A 20,377-nucleotide genomic window follows, 5' to 3' on the forward strand; every position below is an offset into this window, starting at 1 on the left:
TTTGCTCAGGCTGATACCCGGGTTTCGATCAATTAGCCCATGAGCAGACAATGACCGAAGCGGAACGCATCTTACTGGACCTTCTGGATATCGAACGGCTTGAAGTCGATCTTTTCCGCGGCACAGGATCGGGTGGAGAAACACCAACCCGAATTTTCGGCGGTCAGGTCATTGCGCAGGCCCTGGCCGCGGCGTACAGAACCGTGGAAGACCGGTTGTGCCATTCCCTGCACGCCTATTTCATCCGCCCCGGGGATCCAGATAAACCTGTTATTTATCAGGTGGATAGGGCGCGTGACGGTGGGTCGTTCACAACCCGTCGCGTTGTTGCCATTCAAAATGGCAAGCAGATCCTGAATATGTCAGCGTCCTTTCACGTTCAGGATGAAGGTTGGGATCATCAGCATCCGATGCCAACCGTGAATCCTCCACAGACATACCCATCACGTTCCGAGCTTCGACACGCATATGTGGATCGCGTGCCCGAAGGTTTTCGCGGTGAGCTTCTGCGTGAACGCCCGATCGAAGTGCGGGAGGTGGACCATCTGGATCCGTTCAACCCCGAAGTGTCGGACGACCGCAATAAAACCTGGTTTCGCATGGCGGCTGCCGCGTCTGCGGACGCGAAAACTCAACATCTGCTTTTGGCCTATGCGTCTGATATGAACCTGATGTCGTCAGGTTTGCGACCGCACGGGCTGAGCTGGTTTTCCGGAGAGTTCAACGGCGCCAGTCTGGACCATGCTTTGTGGTTTCATGCACCTGTGAAATTTCAGAACTGGCATCTGTATGTGATGGATTCTCCGTGGACGGGGCAGGGACGCAGCTTCAATCGCGGATCGATCTATTCAGAAGACGGAACCCTGGTCGCGTCGGTGGCTCAGGAAGGTCTTATGAGGAAGGTTCAGAGAAAACGTTAAGTATCTGGCGTAAACTGTTGATTCAACTTTCGCATCCCGCCCAGCCAGCGATCGTAGTCAGCCGCTTTGAGTTGCAGATAATCCAAAACCTGCGGATGCGGAAGAACCAGAAATCGTTCTTCCCGGATGGCTTGTACGCAGGTTTCAGCGACGTCATCGGGCTCCAGCATTCCGTCGATCGATGCCACTGAAACCTCATGTCCTTCAGTCATTTTTGACCGAACCGCCTGAGGACAAAGAACCGAAACCCGCAGACCTTTGGCGCCATATGTCAGCGACAGCCACTCGGCAAATCCGACCGCCGCGTGTTTCGTGACACCGTATGGCGCTGCACCCGGTTGGTTCAGCAAACCCGCCGCAGAGGCCGTCGTCAGAATATATCCGCCGCCGCGACCGATCATGCGAGGCACCAAATGGCGCGCGGTCCACACGTGCGACATCACGTTGATTTTCCAAATTTTTTCCCATTGATCATCGGGAACATCCAGACCGCCAAGCGTCAGGATGCCGGCATTTGCGCAGAACAGATCAATTGGGCCAACAGTATCTTCGGTGAAATCAATCAACGCCTTGATCTGTTCCTCATCCGAGACGTCACATGTGAAGGCAACTCCGCCAGTTTGGGTTGCGATGTCACGGGCTCCGGCCTCGTCAATATCCGAACAGATGACGCGCGCACCTTCCTGAGCAAAACGTTCCGCCAAACCCCGGCCAATGCCATCTGCGGCACCGGTCACGATGACAGTTCTATTTCTGAGCTCCATGGCGCATTCCAAAACAAGTCTTATGTGTTCTGGGCAGAGTGTTCACTTTGCTGCCAAGTTACAAGCCGCCATTAATTACCATAATACCGATTATGCGAATACCGACTACCGCCACGGGCGCCACCCACAAATACGGCTCCTGTCAAAATTCAAACGATTTTGGCGCCATATACGCAGGATGTGGTTATCCCAAGGCGTATCCAGCGCCGCGGACGGTTCGTACTGGATCGGTCCCACCATATTGCGTCAAAGCTTTGCGCAATCGCCCGATATGCACATCAACGGTTCGGGTATCGACATAGATGTCGCGACCCCAAACCCGGTCCAGCAATTGCTCGCGGCTCCAGACCCTGCCCGGCTTTTCCATGAATGTGCTGAGAAGACGGAACTCGGTCGGCCCGAGTTTTAGGGGTTTGTTGTCCCGGCTGACCTTGTGCGTCTCGGAGTCAAGAATGATGTCATCGAATTCCAGGCGCAAACCAACGGTCGAAGGACGGACGCGGCGCAATTGCGTGCGAACGCGCGCCATAAGCTCGACCACGGAATATGGCTTGACCACGTAATCATCCGCGCCGGTCTCAAGACCGCGGACTTTGTCGACTTCCTCGGTCCGGGCCGACAACATGATAATCGGGATTGAACGCGTGTCCGGACGGCTTTTCAGGCGTCGGCAGACTTCGATACCGCTCAGATTGGGCATCATCCAGTCCAGAACAATGATGTCCGGACAGTCTTCGTCAACCAACAGCATGGCTTCTTCGCCGTTGCCAGCCTTGGAAACCCGAAACCCTTCAGCTTCAAGGTTGTAAGCCAAAACCTCACGCTGGGCCATTTCATCCTCTACAACCAAAACGGTAGGTTGATCTGCGGACATCTCGCTCGTCTCCTAAACGGTTTGCGACGTGTTGTCAGCCTTGGGCCGGGCTTCGGCCGGGCGGTCGCCGGTGACCAGATACACGACCTGTTCAGCGATCGAGGTTACGTGATCGCCCATGCGTTCGATGTTCTTGGCGATGAAATGCAGGTGCATGCAGGCCGAGATATTGCGTGGGTCTTCGGCCATGAATGTCAGAAACTCCCGGAACAGGCCGTTATACATCTGGTCAACTTCTTCATCACGGTTGATGACGTCTGTGGCCAGTTCCGCATCGCGCTGAATATAGGCATCCAGCGCATCACGCAGCATCCGCTCGACCTCGCGTGCCATACGGCGCAGGGCCGCAGCGCTTCCGTTAATCTCGCTGGCATTGACCAGAACCGTAGTTCGTTTGGCGATATTCTTGGCATAGTCGCCAATGCGCTCAAGGTTGCCGGACACCTTCAGAACCGACAGGATCAGCCGCAAGTCACTGGCCGTGGGTGCCCGCAGCGCAATCAACCTGGCCGTTTCTTCGTTGATCAGTTCTTCAAGCGCGTCGATGGCTTTGTCGCCTTTTCGCACCTCTTGCGCCAACTCTTCATCACGGGTTTCCAGCGAGCGGGCCGCGCCTATGATGGCGGCCTCGACCAGTCCGCCCATCTTCATGATATGCGCTTGGATCGCCTCGAGGTCGCGATCAAAAGCAGTTGCAATATGTTGTTCGCTCATTGTCAGATACCTGTGCTTAGCCGATACGGCCTGTAATGTAGCTTTCCGTGCGCGGATCTATCGGATTGGTAAAGATCTGGCCGGTTTCACCGAATTCAACCAGATTACCCAAGTGGAAGAAGGCCGTTTTCTGACTGACCCGTGCCGCCTGCTGCATCGAGTGGGTGACGATCACAACAGAAAACCGCGACCTCAGTTCATCGATCAACTCTTCGACCTGTGCGGTCGCAATCGGATCAAGGGCCGAGCACGGCTCGTCCATCAACAGAACTTCGGGTTCGGTGGCGACGGCCCGGGCGATGCACAAACGCTGCTGCTGGCCGCCGGAAAGGCCGGTGCCCGGTGCATCCAGACGATCCTTGACCTCATCCCAGATCGCGCCGCGGCGCAGGGATTTTTCCACGATTTCATCCAGTTCCGCCTTGTTGCGGGCCATGCCGTGAATGCGCGGGCCATAGGCCACGTTGTCATAGATCGATTTCGGGAACGGGTTGGGTTTTTGGAACACCATTCCGACCTTGGCGCGCAACTGGACCGGATCGACACGCTTGTCATAGATGTCTTCACCATCCAGCAGGATGTCGCCTTCGACACGGCAGATATCGATGGTGTCATTCATTCGGTTCAGGCAGCGTAAGAAGGTGGACTTGCCACAACCAGATGGCCCGATGAAGGCCGTGACGGTCTTGTCTTCGATCTCAACGCTCACGTCCTTGATGGCATGGGTTTCACCGTAGAAAACCTGTACGTTCTTGGCGTTGATCTTGATGTCTTTGGAGTCCACGGTTCTCTCCACTCGTGTCATGTCGTTCATTCCAGCCCCCATTTACCAGCGGCGTTCAAAGCGGCGGCGCAAGATGATTGCGATGATATTCATGGTCAGCAGGAACATCAAAAGTATGATGATCCCACCCCACGCCTTCTCGTAAAAGCCGACGTCAGCGCGTGCGGCCCATGTATAGATCTGGGCGGGCATGGCCGAATTCGGCTCGGTAAAGCCTGCAAGAAAGCCGTCGGGATATCCGCGTGCGACAAACCCCACCATGCCGATCAGCAAAAGAGGTGCGGTTTCACCCAAGGCTTGCGCCAGACCGATGATGGTACCTGTCAGAATGCCCGGCGCAGCCAGCGGCAACACGTGGTGAAACACCGCCTGCATTTTCGACGCCCCTACCCCAAGCGCCGCGTCGCGTATCGACGGAGGCACGGCCTTCAAGGACGCGCGGGTCGAGATGATGATCGTCGGAAGCGTCATCAGGGTCAGAACCAGACCACCGACCAGCGGTGCCGATTGCGGCAGATGCATGAACTGAATGAAAACGGCCAGGCCCAGAATACCGAAGACGATGGACGGAACCGCGGCCAGGTTCGAAATGTTCACTTCGATCAGGTCAGTCAGCTTGTTCTGCGGCGCAAATTCCTCGAGATAGATCGAAGCTGCAACGCCAATCGGCAGAGACAGACACAGAACGACCAGCATCATGAAGAATGATCCCACAACCGAGACACCGATACCTGCGCCGCCGGGGTTGTCCACGCCTGCGTCCGCTCCGGTGATGAAGGGCCAATTGAATGCCTGCTTGATGATGCCGGCCTGTTCCAGCGCATCGACCAGATCCAGATCGCTTTTTTGCAGAAACCGGCTGTCCTGTATCGTGTCGCGGGATACGCGGCCTTTGAAATACCCGTCCACCCGGCTGGATGCCGCCAGATCGAATTGGACCGGCTCACCCAGCTTGTCGGGGTTTTCGGTGTAAAAGGTCCGGATCGTGCCGCCGACTTTACCCAAAAGACGCTCGATCGCGGCCTCATCAAAATCAACGCTGATCCCGCGTTCAGCAAGTTCACTGTTCAACTGGGCGACGAACAGGTTGGAATAGACTTTTGTCTTGAACAGGGCCCCTTCGGCCTCGTCCCGCTGCGGTTCGGTCAGTGTGAAATCAATGCTGACGACCGTGCGCTGGAAGGCCGGAATCCCCTGCGACAGGATCGAAGCGAACAGAACAACCAGAAAGAACAGACCGGTTGCGATTGCGGCGATGCCATAAGCACGGAACCGTTTCTCGGCTTTGGCACGTTTCTTCGTGCGTTCATCCGAAGCCGTGAGCGAGATCCTATGGCGACCGGATTGGGGGCTTTGCATACTGGTGTCGGTCATTCGTACTGCTCCCGGTATTTGCGCACGATATACAGGGCACACACGTTGAGCCCCAAGGTGAGAATGAAAAGGGTCATGCCAAGTGCGAAGGCGACCAGCGCCTCGGGCGAGGCAAAGTCGGCGTCCCCCGTCAACTGGCTGACGATCTTGGCTGTCACGGTTGTCATGGCTTCGAACGGGTTCAGGCTGAGGCGGGCCGCAGCCCCTGCCCCGAGAACCACGATCATGGTCTCGCCGATGGCGCGCGATGCCGCCAGAAGGATCGCGCCGACGATACCGGGCAACGCGGCGGGCAGAACGACCTGACGGATGGTTTCGGATTGCGTGGCGCCAAGACCGTAAGAACCGTCGCGCATGGCCTGCGGCACCGCGTTGATAATGTCGTCAGACAGTGATGAGACAAACGGGATCAACATGATCCCCATCACCAGACCCGCAGTCATGACGGCGGTGCCGGCTTTCATCCAGCCCAGGCCACTTTCACCAAAAACATCCAACAGCAGCGGGCCAACGGTCAACAAAGCGAAGAGACCGTAAACGATGGTCGGAATCCCGGCCAGCACCTCAAGCAGCGGCTTGGCGACAGACCGCAAACGGGGCGAAGCGTATTCGCTGAGATAGATCGCGGCGAACAACCCGATCGGCACTGCGACCAGCAACGCCACGACAGAGATGTAGAGCGTCCCCCACAGCAGCGGCAAGATCCCAAGTTCGGACAACCCGCCGCGGCCCGAAAAGCTGGGCGCCCAGGTCATACCGAAAAAGAAATCTGACGCCGGATATAGTTTGAAGAACTCCCAGGTGTTGAACACAAGAGACAGGACAATGCCCACCGTTGTGAGGATTGCAACCGACGCGGCCGCCAGAAGCAGGACACGAACCCCCTGTTCCACAACGTTGCGCGCACGGTATTCGGCGTTGGTTTGCAACCAGCCCGCTACGGCACCGATCATAGCAACCGCGATAACGGCAATGGACATGATCGCATACCCGGTCGAGCTCATGGCGCGATAGCTCTGCGCAGCGCGCAGTACCGGTTGGGTGATGTCCGAGGTCACCACCTGCCCCGCGTCCTTCAAAAGCTGTGTGATCTCGCCGATATTTGCATCGGCATCACTGGCGGCGTTCTCGGTCAGGGTTCCAAGCGCAACCGCATTGTCCAGCCCGGCGGCGGTGCGGCGTACTTCGGCCATCACCAGGCTGCGAGAGGAACCTTCCTTTATCACGGAGTCCGGTATCATGTCCGACACCTGCGCATTGAGAAAGAAAGGCTGCGCCAACAGCCACACGATCAAGAGACCGAAGGCCGGAACAAGTGTCTTCAGCGCAACGTTTGCGCCGTAAAATGATGGCAGGGAATGCAGATTCCGACTGTCACCATCTGCGTTTTGCAGTGCGCGTGTGCGTCCCAACAGATAGCCGACAGCCGCGATCGCCGAAACGATCAGAAAGAGCCAAAGTATCGGCATGACACCCCCATTGCCTTCGATTGCGAGTAGTAAAAAGACAGTGAAGGGGCGACTGATCCGTCGCCCCTATTTGCATTAGAACGGTGTCAGGCTCAGCTGCCCGAACCCATGGTGACTTCGTTGGCGATCGCGTCCTGAGTTTTTGCCAGTTCGGGATCGGCGACCAGGCCATAGTTGGCAAGCGGGCCCGAGGGACCGGCGATTTCGTCATGGGTGAAGAACTGCGCGTATTCCTTCAGGCCCGGGATCACGCCGATATGAGCTTTCTTCACGTAGAAGAACAGCGGGCGAGAAACCGGATATTCGCCGGTCGAGATGGTTTCGGTCGACGGTGCGACGCCCGACATGGTGGCAACCTTCAACTTGTCGGTGTTGTTCTCGTAGAACGCCAGACCAAACACGCCGATACCGTTGGGGTTGGTGTCGATACGCGCCAGGGTTTCGGTGTAGTCACCGTCGATATCAACCGATTTGCCATCGGTGCGAACCGCCAGACAGGCATCTTCAGCGTCGTCTTCGCTCATGCCGCCCGCGATCATGGCTTCCATGGCGCCGGTTTCTTCACAACCGATCAGCAGAACTTTTTCTTCGAACACTTCGCGGGTGCCGTGCTTGGTGCCCGGGATGAAGCTTGCGATTTCAACATCGGGCAGTTCTGGGTTGAACTCGGCCCAGGTGTTGTACGGGTTGTCAACGATCTCACCGTCTTTCAGAACTTTTGCACCCAGAGCGTTGAAAATGTCGGACGGTTCGAACGCGGTGAAGGCAGGCCCGGTCTGCTGGCTAGCGAATACGATGCCGTCATAACCGATGCGGACTTCCATGATGTCGGTCACACCGTTTTCGGCGCAGGCTTTGATCTCTTTTTCACGGATCGCGCGCGACGCGTTTGCAACGTCGATGGTGTTTTCGCCGACGCCTTCGCAGAAACGCTTCAGACCAGCCGACGAACCGCCGGATTCAACAACCGGAGTTGGAAAGTCTGTGTTTTCACCGAACAGTTCGGCTACGATCGAGGCATAAGGCAGAACGGTCGACGAACCGGCGATCTGAACATTGTCACGCGCCGCAGCAGTGGTCGCCGAGACGGCAGCGATAGCCAGCGCAGATGCCGACAGTTTTACAAAGGACATTTCAGTCTCCCTGAAAAGGTGTACTTGATCACCACCATGATGATCCTGCGGGGACCCCTATGGGGCGTGCGTAAGCCTTTTGTGACACATGCGTAACGGTTTTATGACAGCAGGAGATTTTTTTGCGTTTGCCCCCTGGAACAGTCAATGCCCCGTGGGGTCAGATTAAAAGCAAACCTGCATTCCAAGTTGTTTCAACGGGGCAAAATGACCGTAAAAACAGAACCTTTTCCCAATTCGCTTTCGACACGAAGTCTTCCACGATGGCGATTGACGATGTGCTTCACGATCGCAAGGCCAAGCCCGGTTCCACCCAGCTGCCGCGACCTGTGGCTGTCGGCGCGATAGAATCGCTCTGTCAGGCGCGGCAGGTGAACGGCATCTATGCCGGGCCCTTTGTCTATGAACTGGATTCGGACTGCCGGGCCGCGCATCGCCGGATCCCTGTCCGCTGGCAGGACACGTACCGTAACACTGCCGCCGCTGGCGCCATATTTGATCCCGTTCTCGATAAGATTGGTGAAAACCTGTCGCAACTGGTCGCCGTCACCGGTGACTGAAAGCGGGCCGTTTTTCACATCCAGCGACAAAACCACGCCAGCGTCTTCCGCAAGGGGCCGCAGCGAATTTATCGTGGATTGAAGAAGACCGGTAAGTTCCAGCTGTTGCTTGGGTCGAACACGTTCTTCGCTTTCGACCCGGTTCAACGACAACAGATCCCCGACCAGACGGTTCATCCGGTTGGCCTCATCGGCCATGATCTTGAGGAACCGGTCACGCGCGGCGGGATCGTCCCGTGCCGGACCGCGCAGGGTTTCGATAAACCCCATCAAGGCGGTCAACGGCGTGCGCAATTCATGGCTGACATTGGCCACGAAATCCCTCCGCATCTGACTGGCGTGCTCCAGATGGGTGGTATCCTGAAACGTGACCATGACGGCCCCTTCGGAAGCGACCCCGTTCATGTATCTGCATTCAACTGTGTATGTTGTGTCCTGCGCACCGTCATTGGACAGATGACGTGCTTTCTTTGCGCTTCTGCTTGTCAGGCTTTGCTCAATCGCGTCCAGAACCTGCGGCTGTCGCAATATGGTCGCAAAATGACGTCCAACGATGTTCTGGCCCAGAAGTGACGTTGCATCCGTGTTCGCGGCAATGATCCGTTCGGTCTGATCCACCATCAGCGCCGGCAGCGGGATCGCAAGAACAATGTCCTCAAGAACGTCTTCGGTCATGCGTCAAAACCCACTCATTCCGTGGCGTCAAAGCGCAGGTTTCAGGGTTTCGCGGAATTTGCGCATGTTTTCCTGATAGTGCAGCGCACTGAACGTGATCCTTTGGGCTGCGGCCTCATCCAGCTGACGCACGACCTTGCCCGGCGATCCCATGACAAGCGAATTGTCGGGGATTTCCTTGCCCTCGGTGATCAGGGCCCCTGCTCCGATCAGACAGTTCCGGCCGATCTTTGCGCCGTTTAGAACGATTGCGCCCATTCCGACCAAAGTGTTTTCGCCTATGGTGCAGCCATGCAGCATCACCTTGTGCCCGATGGTGCAATTTCGACCAATCGTCAGGGGAAAGCCGGCGTCGATATGCATCACGCAGTTTTCCTGAACGTTGCTGCCCTCGCCGATCCGGATTTCTTCGTGATCCGCGCGAATAGTACATCCGAACCAGACCGAGGCCCCCTGCTCCAGCACAACCTTGCCAATCAGATTGGCATCCGGCGCGACCCAGGTGTCCTCGTGAATGTGCGGAGCTTGCTCTCCCAAAGCATAAATGGTCATGACAGTCCCTCGAATTCTCTCTGCAACTTGCGGACGTGCTGTTGCAACCTGGGTTGCTGAATGCGGCGCATCCGTTCCGCGCTGACGATGGTTTTCAGCTTTTCTTCGGTTGCCTCGAGGTCGTCGTTGATCAGGACGTAGTCGTAATAGCCCCAGTGGCTGATTTCATCCCAGCTTTTGAGCATTCGACGGGCGATGACGTCATCACTGTCCTGCCCGCGTGTTTCCAGCCGGCGGCGCAGCTCGGGGATGGACGGCGGCAGAATGAAGATCGACAACGCGTGTTTGCCCAGATCCGAATTTCGGATCTGCACTTCACCCTGCCAGTCGACGTCGAACAGCACGTCCTTACCGGCATTGATCGAATTTTTGACCGGCTCGGCAGGCGAGCCGTAGAAGTTTCCGAATACATGGGCGTGTTCCAGCATCTGCCCATCAGCGACCTGCTGTTTGAACTCGTCCTCAGACAGAAAGAAATACTCGCGCCCATGCTCTTCTCCGGGGCGTGGGGCGCGGGTCGTCGCCGAGATCGAGAATTCCAGATCCGTATCCCAGGCCATCAGCCGTCTGGCCAGGGTCGATTTGCCCGCTCCGGACGGAGAAGACAGGATGATTAGTAGGCCTCGGCGGTCCGCCATGTCAGTCGTTCCCATTCTTATTCCACATTCTGCACTTGCTCGCGCATCTGATCGATCACCGCTTTCAGTTCCAGCCCGACCGATGTCAGGTCCGAGCTTTGCGCCTTGGAACACAGCGTGTTGGCTTCGCGATTGAACTCTTGCATCAGGAAATCCAGCTTGCGGCCCACGGCCCCATCCTGTGCCAACAACTCACGAGCGGCCGCCACATGCGCGGTCAGGCGGTCGATTTCTTCGGTGATATCCGCCTTGACCGCGATCATCGCCAGCTCTTGCGCGACACGATCGGGATCCGCGCCCTGCGTATTCTCCAGCACCCGCGCGAGATTCTCGCGCAGCCCCTCGGTCATCTTGTCCTTGCGTTGCTCGGCAATCTCTGCGGCCTGCGCCGTCAGCTCCGCGACCTGATCCAGTTGCGTGTTCAAGACAGCGGCCAAAGCTGCCCCTTCGGCTTTGCGCATATCTATGAACGCCGCCAGAAGATCTTTGAATTCGGACGTTAGATGAGCAACAAGCGGAGCCGGATCGTCGGCCTCGGTTCCTGCATCCATCATCCCCTTGAGCGCCAAAAGATCTGACGCACGCGACGGCGCCAGCGTGATGCCGCGCGCAGTCGCCAGCGCTTCCGTTCGCTCGAGAGCTGTCAGGGCCGCAGCCATCGCGGTTTCGTTCAAGGCCAGTTCCGGGGCAGAATCCTCGCGGTTCAAGCGCATCGACAGGGTCACGTTTCCCCGGCTCAGGGATTTGGACAGGGACGCCCGCAACGCGACTTCGAGGCCGGTCAACCAGTCGGGCACGCGCAGACGCATGTCCAGCCCCTTGCCATTTACGCTGCGAAGTTCCCACGACCAACTGTGCGGGCCGAAAGTTCCCTTCCCCGAGGCAAACCCGGTCATGGATCTGATCATGATGGCCCTTTCCTGTTCCCCTGCTGTTTCGAGCATGTGCCGCACCTAATGCTATTGACTGGTGCAGAGCAAGAGTTTGCTGACGACGCAATTGTTTGGCGCAAGTTAACCATTCGTTAAAGAATTGCTCCAAAATTGAATTAACCCGAGTCAAAATGCCTATAGCAATGGTTTGCGGGCCGCAGATGCTTCCAATGTGTTGCATTTTATGAAAAAGGCGGACAATTGACGGTAGGGTGATGAAAATGAAAACCTTTTTCGGGATAGGTTCCGGGTCAGAATTTGGAAAGATCGTCGCAATGGATCGCTTTGACAGTGGGCGCAGCCTATCGCCGATCCGCCAGGCCGAGGCGTATTGGACCGCATTGTTGAGCGGCGACAGCGTGCCGATGCGGTCTCAAATCGACCCGCGCGGTCTTGAGAATGTTCTTGAATATACGTTCATCCTGGAACGCATCGCACCCGGCCTGGCCCGTTTTCGTCTGGCAGGCAGCCATCTGAACGCGCTTGCAGGTATGGAAGTGCGGGGGATGCCGTTGACCGCGTTTTTTCAACCCGATGCCCGCGCGCAAACCAAGGATGTACTGGAACAGGTATTTGCGTCCCCCGCTGTTGCCGAATTGAGTCTGAACTCGGGCGGGACGTTGGGATGTACCCGGATGCAGGCCCGGATGATCCTTCTGCCGCTGAAAAGTGACCTTGGGGATGTCAGTCGTATTTTGGGGGTCATGATCGCCGATGGCGCAATCGGCAAGACACCGCGCCGGTTTACTCTGACCGATACGCGGATCAAACCGGTTTCTGAAATTCAGGTGCCCGCGCCCACACTGCGCCGGCCTGTGGAAGGTTTTGCCGAGGAACAACGCGAATTCAAACGCTCTGCCAGCCATCTTCATCTGGTGGTGTCTCGCGACGATTGAGACCCGCCGATTACCTTGAGCGGAAACAGCGGGCCGATGGCCCGCTGTTGTCAGTGTTTCAGATGCGCTCAGCTTACCGCGCGTTTTGAGCCGTTGCGGCGCAGGTTGGTCAGCTCTTCCGCCACCAGGAACGCAAGTTCCAGCGACTGCGACGCGTTCAAGCGCGGATCGCAAGCGGTGTGGTAGCGGTCCGACAGGTCCTCTTCAGTCACGGCACGTACACCGCCGGTGCATTCGGTCACATCTAGCCCGGTCATTTCGAAATGCACGCCACCGGGGATGGTTCCCTCGGCCTGATGCACTCCGAAAAAGTCACGCACCTCGCGCAGAACAGAATCGAACGGGCGGGTTTTATAGCCCGTGGCCGATTTGATCGTGTTTCCGTGCATCGGGTCGCAGACCCAGGTGACCTTGGCGCCCTCTTCCTTGACCGCCTTGATCAGACGCGGCAGATGCTCGCCCGCCTTGCCCGCACCGAAGCGCGCGATCAGGGTCAGGCGCCCCTCTTCGTTGTCGGGGTTCAGCTTGGACATCAGAACTTTGAGGTCCTCGGCCGTGGTGGTCGGGCCGCATTTCAGACCGATCGGATTCAGAACCCCGCGGCAGAACTCGACATGCGCGCCGTCGGGCTGACGGGTGCGGTCGCCGATCCAGATCATGTGACCAGAGCCAGCCAGCCAGTTGCCCGAGGTGGAATCCAGACGCGTTAGTGCCTCTTCGTATTCAAGCAGCAGCCCTTCGTGGCTGGTGTAGAATTCGACGGTCGAGAATTCATGGGTTGTTTCCGCAGTGATTCCAGCGGCTTCCATGAAGTCGATGGTGTCCTGAATGCGATCGGCAACCTCGGAATATTTCTGAACGTCCTGTTCATCCGCGAAACCCAAAGTCCAGGCATGCACGCGGCTCATATCCGCGAAGCCGCCGGTCGAGAACGCACGCAGCAGGTTCAGCGTCGCCGCCGCTTGCGTGTAGGCCTGCAACATCTTGTTGGGATTCGGAATCCGGGCTTCGGGCGTGAAGGCCAATTCGTTGATGATATCGCCGCGGTAGCTTGGCAGTTCCACACCGTTCACGACTTCGGTCGGGGCACTGCGTGGTTTGGCAAATTGCCCGGCCATACGACCGACTTTGACCACTGGCACCTTGGCGCCATAAGTCAAAACCATCGCCATTTGCAGCATCACCTTGAACGTGTCACGGATCGCATCAGCGCTGAATTGTTCAAAGCTTTCAGCGCAATCCCCACCTTGCAGAAGGAAGGCCTCGCCGCGCCCGGCGGCACCCAGATGCTGTTTGAGACGCCGCGCCTCGCCGGCAAAGACCAGCGGGGGATACTTTGAAAGCTGAGCCTCGACCTTGGCCAGCGCGGCCGCGTCGGTATAATCTGGCATCTGAACCCGGGGCTTGTTGCGCCAGTTCGATTTTTGCCATTCGGTCATAGCTTTGATCTCCGCTGAAGTTTTCAGGTGGTCTCTATACAAAATGCAATGAAGAGTGACCATATCCCATTTGCGCCTCTTGACGACGTAAACAAGCTTTGATCATGGTGGCTGTCAAATCTGCTGCTGGATAATCAACTGACCAGCAGCGAAGTAAGGACATCTCGCCATGCAAGAGCAACGCCAAGTTGTCACGGTGGAAGACACTGCGGCCCCACCCCGGAATTTCGTGTTTGTCCTTTTGGACAAATTCTCGCTTCTGTCCTTTGCTTCGGCGCTTGACAGTCTGCGCATCGCCAACCGCATGGCGAACAGACAGCTTTACACCTGGAAGCTGATGGGAGAAGGCGGAGAGACGGTAACCTGCTCGGCCGGGACCGAGTTCAAGCTTGACAGTGATCTGGTAGAGCTGCAGCGAGACGACGTTGTTCTGATTTGCGGTGGTGTGGACGTTCAGGCGGCCACCAGCAAGCGCGTGCTGAACTGGCTGCGGCGCGAAGCCCGAAGGGGATTGCGGATCGGTGGCCTCTGCACTGCGGCCTATACTCTGGCAAAGGCCGGGTTGCTGGACAACAAGAAGGCAACGATCCATTGGGAGAACTCTGACAGTTTCATCGAGGAATTCGATGAGGTCGAACTGACCAAAGCCGTCTTTCAGATCGATGGCAGCCGCATGACGACTGCGGGCGGCACCTCGTCGATTGACCTGATGCTCAAGCTGATTGCAGATGACTATGGCGAGGATCTGGCCAACGCGGTGGCGGATCAGATGATCTATTCCTCGATTCGAACCGACCAGGACACGCAGCGCCTGTCAACTCCGACCCGAATCGGTGTGCGGCATCCGAAGTTGAGCCAGGTTATCCTGATGATGGAGAAAAACATCGAAGAGCCGATCTCGCCCTCGATCCTTGCCAAGGACGTGGGTATGTCAACCCGCCAGCTGGAGCGTCTGTTCCGCCGGTATCTCAGCCGTTCCCCCAAGCGCTATTACATGGAACTGCGCCTGCACAAGGCCCGCAACCTGCTGATGCAGACAGACATGAGCGTCATCAACGTGGCGCTGGCCTGTGGTTTCGCCTCGCCCAGCCATTTCTCGAAATGCTACCGGGCGCATTACAACACCACGCCCTATCGCGAGCGTGGTGCGCAAAGTGGAAGACTGTCAGTCTAAGGCTCAGCGTCAAAGCTCTTTGACGAAATAGTGCAAGTACGGTCGGAGCATGGGCTGATCTTTGTAGGTTGTTGTCTCGATCGGAGAGTCCAGTTCCACAAACCCGAGCTTGGGATACAAAGACCTCATTTCCACATTTGGGGTGAGTGTATCTGCGATTAACCGCTTCAGCCCCATAGCTCTGGCGGCTTGTTCTCGTGCTTGAATCAATGCGCGCCCGACTCCGGTACCCCGAGCGTCTTCGGTTACAAATACACGTTTCAACTCGCCGGTAGACTGATCAAACCGTTTCATCATTCCACACCCCACGATTTTGCCACCTCGGTTTCTTGCGACGATTAGGCATCCGTTCGGAGGCATGTAGTCATCCGTGTTCGCCCAGAATTCCTCAAGTGCGCTTTGCGGTGCGGAAGGATCCAATTCGAACCCCATACCCTGCATTCTTTGAGCGATAAGAGCATAATATTGCTCCAAAATAATATTCAGCTCGGTTCTTGGCGGGATACTTGTGCACAATTCAATGTCGAAATCACTCATTGATATCCCCTTAACCGTGTAACCTGTTGGACAGAGTGACTGCGACGATGGAAACGCGCAAACGGAATTGTAAAGTCTGCTGGCATGCCTTGTATGTCACTGTTTGACAGACATCCTGTAAACTGCGCCCTGCCCGACTGAAATGAACCAGATCGCCCCATCCGGGGCCTGCACGATGTCGCGGACCCGTTCGGTCTCGGGGCCCTTGATCTGCTCGACCTCGCGCAGCGGGTCTCCGGACAGCCGCGCGATATAGTCGAATTTCAGCGAGCCCACGAAAATGTCGCCCCGCCATTCAGGAAACATATCGCCGGAATAAACCATCAACCCCGACGGCGCGATCGACGGGTCCCAGTACAGGCGCGGCTGTTCCATACCGGGCTTGCTGGTGCCCTCGCCGATCTTCTCTCCGGAATAATGCGTGCCGTACGAGATGACCGGCCAGCCGAAATTGGCGCCGGGTTTGACAAGGTTCACCTCGTCACCGCCGCGCGCACCGTGTTCAGACACCCACAATCGGCCGCGCGCATCCAGATCGGCCCCCTGTGGGTTGCGGTGCCCATAGGTCCAGATTTCAGGTCGGATATCTGCCTTCCCGATGAAAGGATTGTCCGACGGCACCGAGCCGTCGCGGTTGATACGGATCACGGACCCTATGGCGTTCGAGCGATCTTGCGCCTGTGGCGCATCTCCTCGGTCTCCGATGGTTACAAAAAGCGTGCCGTCATTGGCTTCTACAACGCGCGAGCCGAAATGCCGCCCGCCTGATCCGCCGGGGGAAGCCTCGAAAATGACCCGCAGATTCGTCAGACGCGTGCCGTTCTTAGACAGGCGCGCGACGGTGACAGCCGTGCCTGCGCCACCTTTTTGCGGTTTTGAAAAGGTCAGAAAGACCTCGCGGCTTTGATTGAAATCGCGCGGGATCGTGATGTCCAGCAATCCGCCCTGCCCCGAAGCTGCAACCTTGGGAACGCCGGATATGGCTTTCGCCTCTCCGTCCTTAACATACAGCAGGTTTCCGTCCCGTTCGGTGACAAGAAAACTGCCGTCAGGCAGGATGCCTACGGCCCAGGGCGTATCCAGCCCGCCTGCCATTTCGACAAGTTCAATATTCCCGACCGAGGTCGACAACGCCTGTGCCAAGGCGCTTTGAGTGCAAAAAGTGAAGAACAGAATCGCGGCAGCTCTGAGCATGTTGACCCCTCTCCGGACAATCTTGGGCAAACCCTAACAAAACAGATAGATTTCCGATCGATAAAGGCACGATTGCGTTAGGACTTTTCTTTTCCGGGCAGCTTGCCTAGGTTCGTGGCCAGAACGAATACGTTCACAATAGGGAGTAACCATATGAAAAAGCTGCTTACAGCAACTGCAGCATCCGCTTTGCTGGCCGGTCCTGCGCTGGCCGAAGACATTACGCTTGGTGTTTTGTTCGGTTTCACCGGCCCAATTGAATCGCTGGCACCCGCAATGGGTTCGGGCGCTGAATTGGCGATTGCGGAAGTCACCGAATCCGGAAAACTGCTGGATGGATCCAAAGTGACCGCATCGCGCGCCGACACCGGCTGCATTGATAACGGTCTGGCCACTTCGAACGGCGAACGCATGATTGCCGACGGTGTTGCCGGCATCATAGGCGGCGATTGCTCGGGCGTGACCGGTGCGATCCTTCAGAACGTCGCGATTCCGAATGGCATGGTCATGATCTCACCCTCGGCGACCTCGCCGGGCCTGTCGACCATGGAAGACAACGGCCTGTTCTTCCGCACCGCGCCTTCAGATGCGCGCGAAGGCCAGGTGATGGCGGATATCCTGAAGGATCGCGGCATCAACTCGATCGCTCTGACCTATACCAACAACGACTACGGCAAGGGTCTGGCGGACGCGATCCAAACCTCTTTCGAGGCAGCAGGTGGTGAAGTGACCATCGTTGCAGCGCACGAGGATGGCAAGGCCGACTATTCGGCCGAAGTTGGTGCTCTGGCCTCGGCCGGTGGCGACATTCTGGTTGTTGCGGGCTATCTGGATCAGGGCGGTTTGGGCATCATCCAGTCGGCGCTGGACAGCGGTGCGTTTGACACCTTTGGCCTGCCCGGCGGCATGATCGGTGACTCGCTGCCGGCCAATGTCGGCCCCGACCTGAACGGTTCGTTCGGTCAGATCGCCGGTTCGGGCGGTGAAGGCGCCGAAAAGTATTTCGCCATGGCCGAGGCAGCAGGCTTCGACGGTTCGTCGCCCTATTCGCCCGAATCCTATGACGCTGCGGCTCTGTTCATGCTGGCCATGCAGGCTGCCGGATCGACCAATCCGGCCGACTATGGCGGCAAGATCATGGACGTTGCCAACGCTCCGGGCGAAAAGATCTATCCCGGCGAACTGGCCAAGGGTCTGGAATTGCTGGCAAACGGTCAGGACATCGACTATGTCGGTGCGTCCGGTGTTGAGCTGATCGGCCCCGGCGAAAGCGCGGGTTCCTATCGTGAGATCGAAGTGACCGACGGTGAAAACAAGACCGTCAACTTCCGTTGATTGATCGCCAAAAGCTATGAATGCAAGCAGCCCGGGCCTTGTGTCCGGGCTGTTTCAATGAAAAAAGACCGCACCCGGCAAACGGGGTCGAGACAACAGCGCCGAACAGGCGGCAAGGGGAAAAGATGATCGTCGTCGAGGACGTGCACAAGCATTTCGGCGGATTTCATGCGGTGGACGGGGCATCGCTGGAAATCCAGAAAGGGTCGATCACCGGCCTGATCGGGCCCAACGGGGCAGGAAAAACCACTCTGTTCAATGTGATCGCAGGTGTTCTGCCGCCGACCAGCGGCAAGGTGGTGATGGACGGCGAGGATATCACCGGTCTGCCCCCGCATGAACTGTTCCACAAGGGTCTGTTGCGCACGTTTCAGATTGCACATGAATTCCCGTCTATGACCTGCCGCGAAAACCTGATGATGGTGCCCGGCGCGCAATCAGGCGAGTCGCTGTGGAACACGTGGTTTGGCCGCAAGCGCATCGCTGATGAAGAACGCGCGTTGAAGGCCAAGGCCGATGAGGTGCTGGAGTTTCTGACGATTGAACATCTGGCCGATCACAAGGCGGGTCAGGTCTCGGGTGGTCAGAAAAAGCTGCTGGAGCTGGGCCGCACGATGATGGTGGATGCCAAGATCGTGTTTCTGGACGAGGTCGGCGCGGGTGTGAACCGCACCCTGTTAATGACCATTGCCGACACGATCCTGCGCCTGAACAAGGAACGCGGCTATACCTTCGTCGTTATCGAACATGACATGGATTTCATCGGCAAGATCTGTGATCCAGTCATCTGCATGGCTGAAGGCAAGGTTCTGGCCGAGGGTACCTTGGACGAGATCAAGGCGAACGAGCACGTGATCGAAGCCTATCTGGGCACCGGCCTGAAGAACAAAGACAAACTGGAGGCAGGCGCGTGAGCGACAACCCCTATCAGGATGACAAGGGCAACAAGGACGCTTCGATCACCAATCCGCACGGTGTCGGCACCATGACGCCGGCCCATCGCAAAAGTGGTGCGACGCATAAGGTCGAGGGCGGCCCTTTTCTGATCGGCGACACCATGACGGGTGGCTACGGCAAAGGGCCGGACATCCTGCATGATTGCACCATCGCGGTGGACAAGGGTGAAATCGCAGTCATCGTCGGCCCCAACGGTGCGGGAAAGTCTACGGCGATGAAAGCTGTGTTCGGGATGCTGGATGTCCGTTCAGGGTCTGTGCGTCTGGACGGCGAGGATATTACAAACCTCACCCCGCAGGATCGGGTCATGCGTGGCATGGGCTTTGTGCCGCAGACACAGAACATCTTTACCTCTATGACGGTGGAGGAAAACCTGGAAATGGGCGCCTTCATCCGTCGCGACGACATCAGCCAGACGATGGAGCAGGTCTATGACCTGTTCCCCATCCTCCGCGACAAGCGCAATCAGGCCGCCGGAGAACTGTCGGGCGGACAACGCCAACAGGTCGCCGTGGGCCGCGCCCTGATGACCCAGCCCAAGGTGCTGATGCTCGACGAGCCTACGGCAGGTGTTTCGCCGATCGTGATGGATGAACTTTTCGACCGGATCATCGAAGTGTCCCGCACCGGCTTGCCGATCCTGATGGTGGAACAGAACGCCCGCCAGGCCTTGGAGATTGCCGACAAGGGATATGTTCTGGTTCAGGGGCGCAATGCCTATACCGGAACGGGCAAGGAACTGCTGGCCGACCCCGAGGTGCGAAAGTCGTTTTTGGGCGGCTGATCGACGCTTTTCAATGGCAGATTTTCATGTGGGGCCAGTCGAGATTCTCGGCTGGTCCTTTTGCTTGATCGCAATGCGCAAAATTGAAGGCCAGAACGTGGCAACCGGTGCTTCAAACCGAGGCTCAGGACATGAGAACCTTTATTAGGTATCTGAAAAATATCAATTAATCTCCTGCGGGCCGTTGCGGAAAAAAGACTTTGAAAACGCGCCGAATGCCAATCTGCTGCTTTAATCAGGCCCAATTTCAAAAATATCGCTGCGCCCGAACACCTAAACCAATCCCCGAAACGCGCCCCGGTTGGGGACACAAGAATTGGAAGTCAAAATGAAAAAATGGATGATCGCCGCCCTGGCCGCACAACTGGCAACCGGTGCCGTCGCTCAGCAGCGCGAATTTGTGTGTACATCGGAAATTGATGGAACCGAGTATCGGCTGACACGGTTCGAAGGTGCGCAAAAGGGATCGGTCAAGTTCGGTGACACGACCGGGGATGCGCAGGTGTTTCCGGGGCTGAACAACTTGACGTTCATCCTGACGACCGAGCAGCATGTCATGACGTTCTTCGTCAAAAGCCCGGATCTGTCCTACAACCTGTCCATCCGCCGCCCGGTTCTGCAAAATGATCGCGGCCAATGCACGGAAACCGGTGCCTAGACCCGCGATCTTTC

21 protein-coding genes are annotated in these 20,377 nt (G+C 57.2%); 7 read left to right on the forward strand and 14 right to left on the reverse strand.

Features of this window, described 5'->3' with window-relative positions; genetic code table 11:
- Positions 1-50 precede the first annotated feature (50 nt).
- Positions 51-920: an acyl-CoA thioesterase II gene (locus GOW56_RS01725; protein WP_171204759.1), complete on the forward strand. Its 870-nt coding sequence runs from the start codon at positions 51-53 to the stop codon at positions 918-920.
- On the opposite strand, the gene GOW56_RS01730 is transcribed toward GOW56_RS01725, so the two are convergent.
- From GOW56_RS01730 to GOW56_RS01780, 11 genes are all read right to left on the reverse strand, one after another.
- The gene (locus GOW56_RS01730; protein WP_171204760.1) at positions 917-1,684 is read right to left on the reverse strand and encodes an SDR family oxidoreductase; all 768 of its coding nucleotides are present in this window, start codon (positions 1,682-1,684) and stop codon (positions 917-919) included. The two genes, GOW56_RS01725 and GOW56_RS01730, sit on opposite strands and share 4 nt — an antisense overlap.
- A 184-nt stretch (positions 1,685-1,868) precedes the next feature.
- The gene (gene phoB, locus GOW56_RS01735) at positions 1,869-2,558 is read right to left on the reverse strand and encodes a phosphate regulon transcriptional regulator PhoB (RefSeq protein ID WP_152457978.1); all 690 of its coding nucleotides are present in this window, start codon (positions 2,556-2,558) and stop codon (positions 1,869-1,871) included.
- Between the two features lie 12 nt (positions 2,559-2,570).
- The gene (phoU, locus tag GOW56_RS01740; protein WP_171115921.1) at positions 2,571-3,272 is read right to left on the reverse strand and encodes a phosphate signaling complex protein PhoU; all 702 of its coding nucleotides are present in this window, start codon (positions 3,270-3,272) and stop codon (positions 2,571-2,573) included.
- 16 nt (positions 3,273-3,288) lie between these two features.
- Complete coding sequence (gene pstB / locus GOW56_RS01745; RefSeq protein ID WP_152457980.1) at positions 3,289-4,086, reverse strand: phosphate ABC transporter ATP-binding protein PstB; 798 nt, start codon at positions 4,084-4,086, stop codon at positions 3,289-3,291.
- Positions 4,087-4,098: 12 nt separating this feature from the next.
- Positions 4,099-5,430: a phosphate ABC transporter permease PstA gene (gene pstA / locus GOW56_RS01750; RefSeq protein ID WP_171204761.1), complete on the reverse strand. Its 1,332-nt coding sequence runs from the start codon at positions 5,428-5,430 to the stop codon at positions 4,099-4,101.
- Positions 5,427-6,899: a phosphate ABC transporter permease subunit PstC gene (pstC, locus tag GOW56_RS01755; RefSeq protein ID WP_171204762.1), complete on the reverse strand. Its 1,473-nt coding sequence runs from the start codon at positions 6,897-6,899 to the stop codon at positions 5,427-5,429. Before pstC ends, pstA begins: the two co-directional genes overlap by 4 nt.
- 92 nt (positions 6,900-6,991) lie before the next feature.
- Positions 6,992-8,032, reverse strand: coding sequence for a substrate-binding domain-containing protein (locus GOW56_RS01760; RefSeq protein WP_152457983.1), 1,041 nt, complete (start codon positions 8,030-8,032; stop codon positions 6,992-6,994).
- Between the two features lie 194 nt (positions 8,033-8,226).
- A complete protein-coding gene (locus GOW56_RS01765) occupies positions 8,227-9,267 on the reverse strand; it encodes a cell wall metabolism sensor histidine kinase WalK (protein ID WP_171204763.1) in 1,041 nt (346 codons plus the stop codon).
- 27 nt (positions 9,268-9,294) lie between these two features.
- On the reverse strand, positions 9,295-9,819 hold the full coding sequence (locus tag GOW56_RS01770; protein ID WP_171204764.1) for a gamma carbonic anhydrase family protein: 525 nt from the start codon (positions 9,817-9,819) through the stop codon (positions 9,295-9,297).
- The gene (gmk, locus tag GOW56_RS01775; RefSeq protein WP_152457986.1) at positions 9,816-10,457 is read right to left on the reverse strand and encodes a guanylate kinase; all 642 of its coding nucleotides are present in this window, start codon (positions 10,455-10,457) and stop codon (positions 9,816-9,818) included. The genes GOW56_RS01770 and gmk overlap by 4 nt, the downstream gene beginning before the upstream one ends.
- A gap of 17 nt (positions 10,458-10,474) precedes the next feature.
- On the reverse strand, positions 10,475-11,365 hold the full coding sequence (locus GOW56_RS01780) for a YicC/YloC family endoribonuclease (protein ID WP_152457987.1): 891 nt from the start codon (positions 11,363-11,365) through the stop codon (positions 10,475-10,477).
- Positions 11,366-11,610: 245 nt separating this feature from the next.
- Here GOW56_RS01780 and GOW56_RS01785 point away from each other — a divergent pair, with 245 nt between their 5' ends.
- Positions 11,611-12,285, forward strand: coding sequence for a PAS domain-containing protein (locus GOW56_RS01785; RefSeq protein WP_171115910.1), 675 nt, complete (start codon positions 11,611-11,613; stop codon positions 12,283-12,285).
- A gap of 68 nt (positions 12,286-12,353) precedes the next feature.
- On the opposite strand, the gene GOW56_RS01790 is transcribed toward GOW56_RS01785, so the two are convergent.
- Positions 12,354-13,724, reverse strand: coding sequence for a class II 3-deoxy-7-phosphoheptulonate synthase (locus GOW56_RS01790; protein WP_171115908.1), 1,371 nt, complete (start codon positions 13,722-13,724; stop codon positions 12,354-12,356).
- 169 nt (positions 13,725-13,893) lie between these two features.
- On the opposite strand from GOW56_RS01790, the gene GOW56_RS01795 reads away from it, so the two are divergent.
- A complete protein-coding gene (locus tag GOW56_RS01795; protein ID WP_171168156.1) occupies positions 13,894-14,898 on the forward strand; it encodes a GlxA family transcriptional regulator in 1,005 nt (334 codons plus the stop codon).
- A 9-nt stretch (positions 14,899-14,907) separates the two neighbouring features.
- Here the strand turns inward: GOW56_RS01795 and GOW56_RS01800 are convergent, their stop codons facing one another.
- On the reverse strand, positions 14,908-15,435 hold the full coding sequence (locus GOW56_RS01800; protein ID WP_171115904.1) for a GNAT family N-acetyltransferase: 528 nt from the start codon (positions 15,433-15,435) through the stop codon (positions 14,908-14,910).
- Between the two features lie 96 nt (positions 15,436-15,531).
- A complete protein-coding gene (locus GOW56_RS01805) occupies positions 15,532-16,629 on the reverse strand; it encodes a PQQ-dependent sugar dehydrogenase (protein ID WP_171168154.1) in 1,098 nt (365 codons plus the stop codon).
- A gap of 153 nt (positions 16,630-16,782) precedes the next feature.
- Between GOW56_RS01805 and GOW56_RS01810 the strand changes: the two genes are divergently transcribed.
- The 4 genes from GOW56_RS01810 to GOW56_RS01825 all read left to right on the forward strand — a co-directional run bounded on the left by GOW56_RS01810 (position 16,783) and on the right by GOW56_RS01825 (position 20,363).
- A complete protein-coding gene (locus GOW56_RS01810) occupies positions 16,783-17,964 on the forward strand; it encodes an ABC transporter substrate-binding protein (protein ID WP_171204765.1) in 1,182 nt (393 codons plus the stop codon).
- A gap of 125 nt (positions 17,965-18,089) precedes the next feature.
- The gene (locus GOW56_RS01815; RefSeq protein ID WP_152457994.1) at positions 18,090-18,878 is read left to right on the forward strand and encodes an ABC transporter ATP-binding protein; all 789 of its coding nucleotides are present in this window, start codon (positions 18,090-18,092) and stop codon (positions 18,876-18,878) included.
- Entirely contained in the window at positions 18,875-19,705 is an 831-nt protein-coding gene (locus tag GOW56_RS01820; RefSeq protein ID WP_171204766.1) for an ABC transporter ATP-binding protein, read from the forward strand. Before GOW56_RS01815 ends, GOW56_RS01820 begins: the two co-directional genes overlap by 4 nt.
- Positions 19,706-20,033: 328 nt before the next feature.
- Positions 20,034-20,363 (forward strand): hypothetical protein, encoded by a 330-nt coding sequence (locus GOW56_RS01825; RefSeq protein WP_171115897.1) that lies wholly within the window; start codon positions 20,034-20,036, stop codon positions 20,361-20,363.
- Positions 20,364-20,377 lie beyond the last annotated feature (14 nt).

It is taken from the genome of Ruegeria sp. HKCCA0235A (genome assembly GCF_013033235.1).
Lineage (GTDB): Bacteria > Pseudomonadota > Alphaproteobacteria > Rhodobacterales > Rhodobacteraceae > Ruegeria.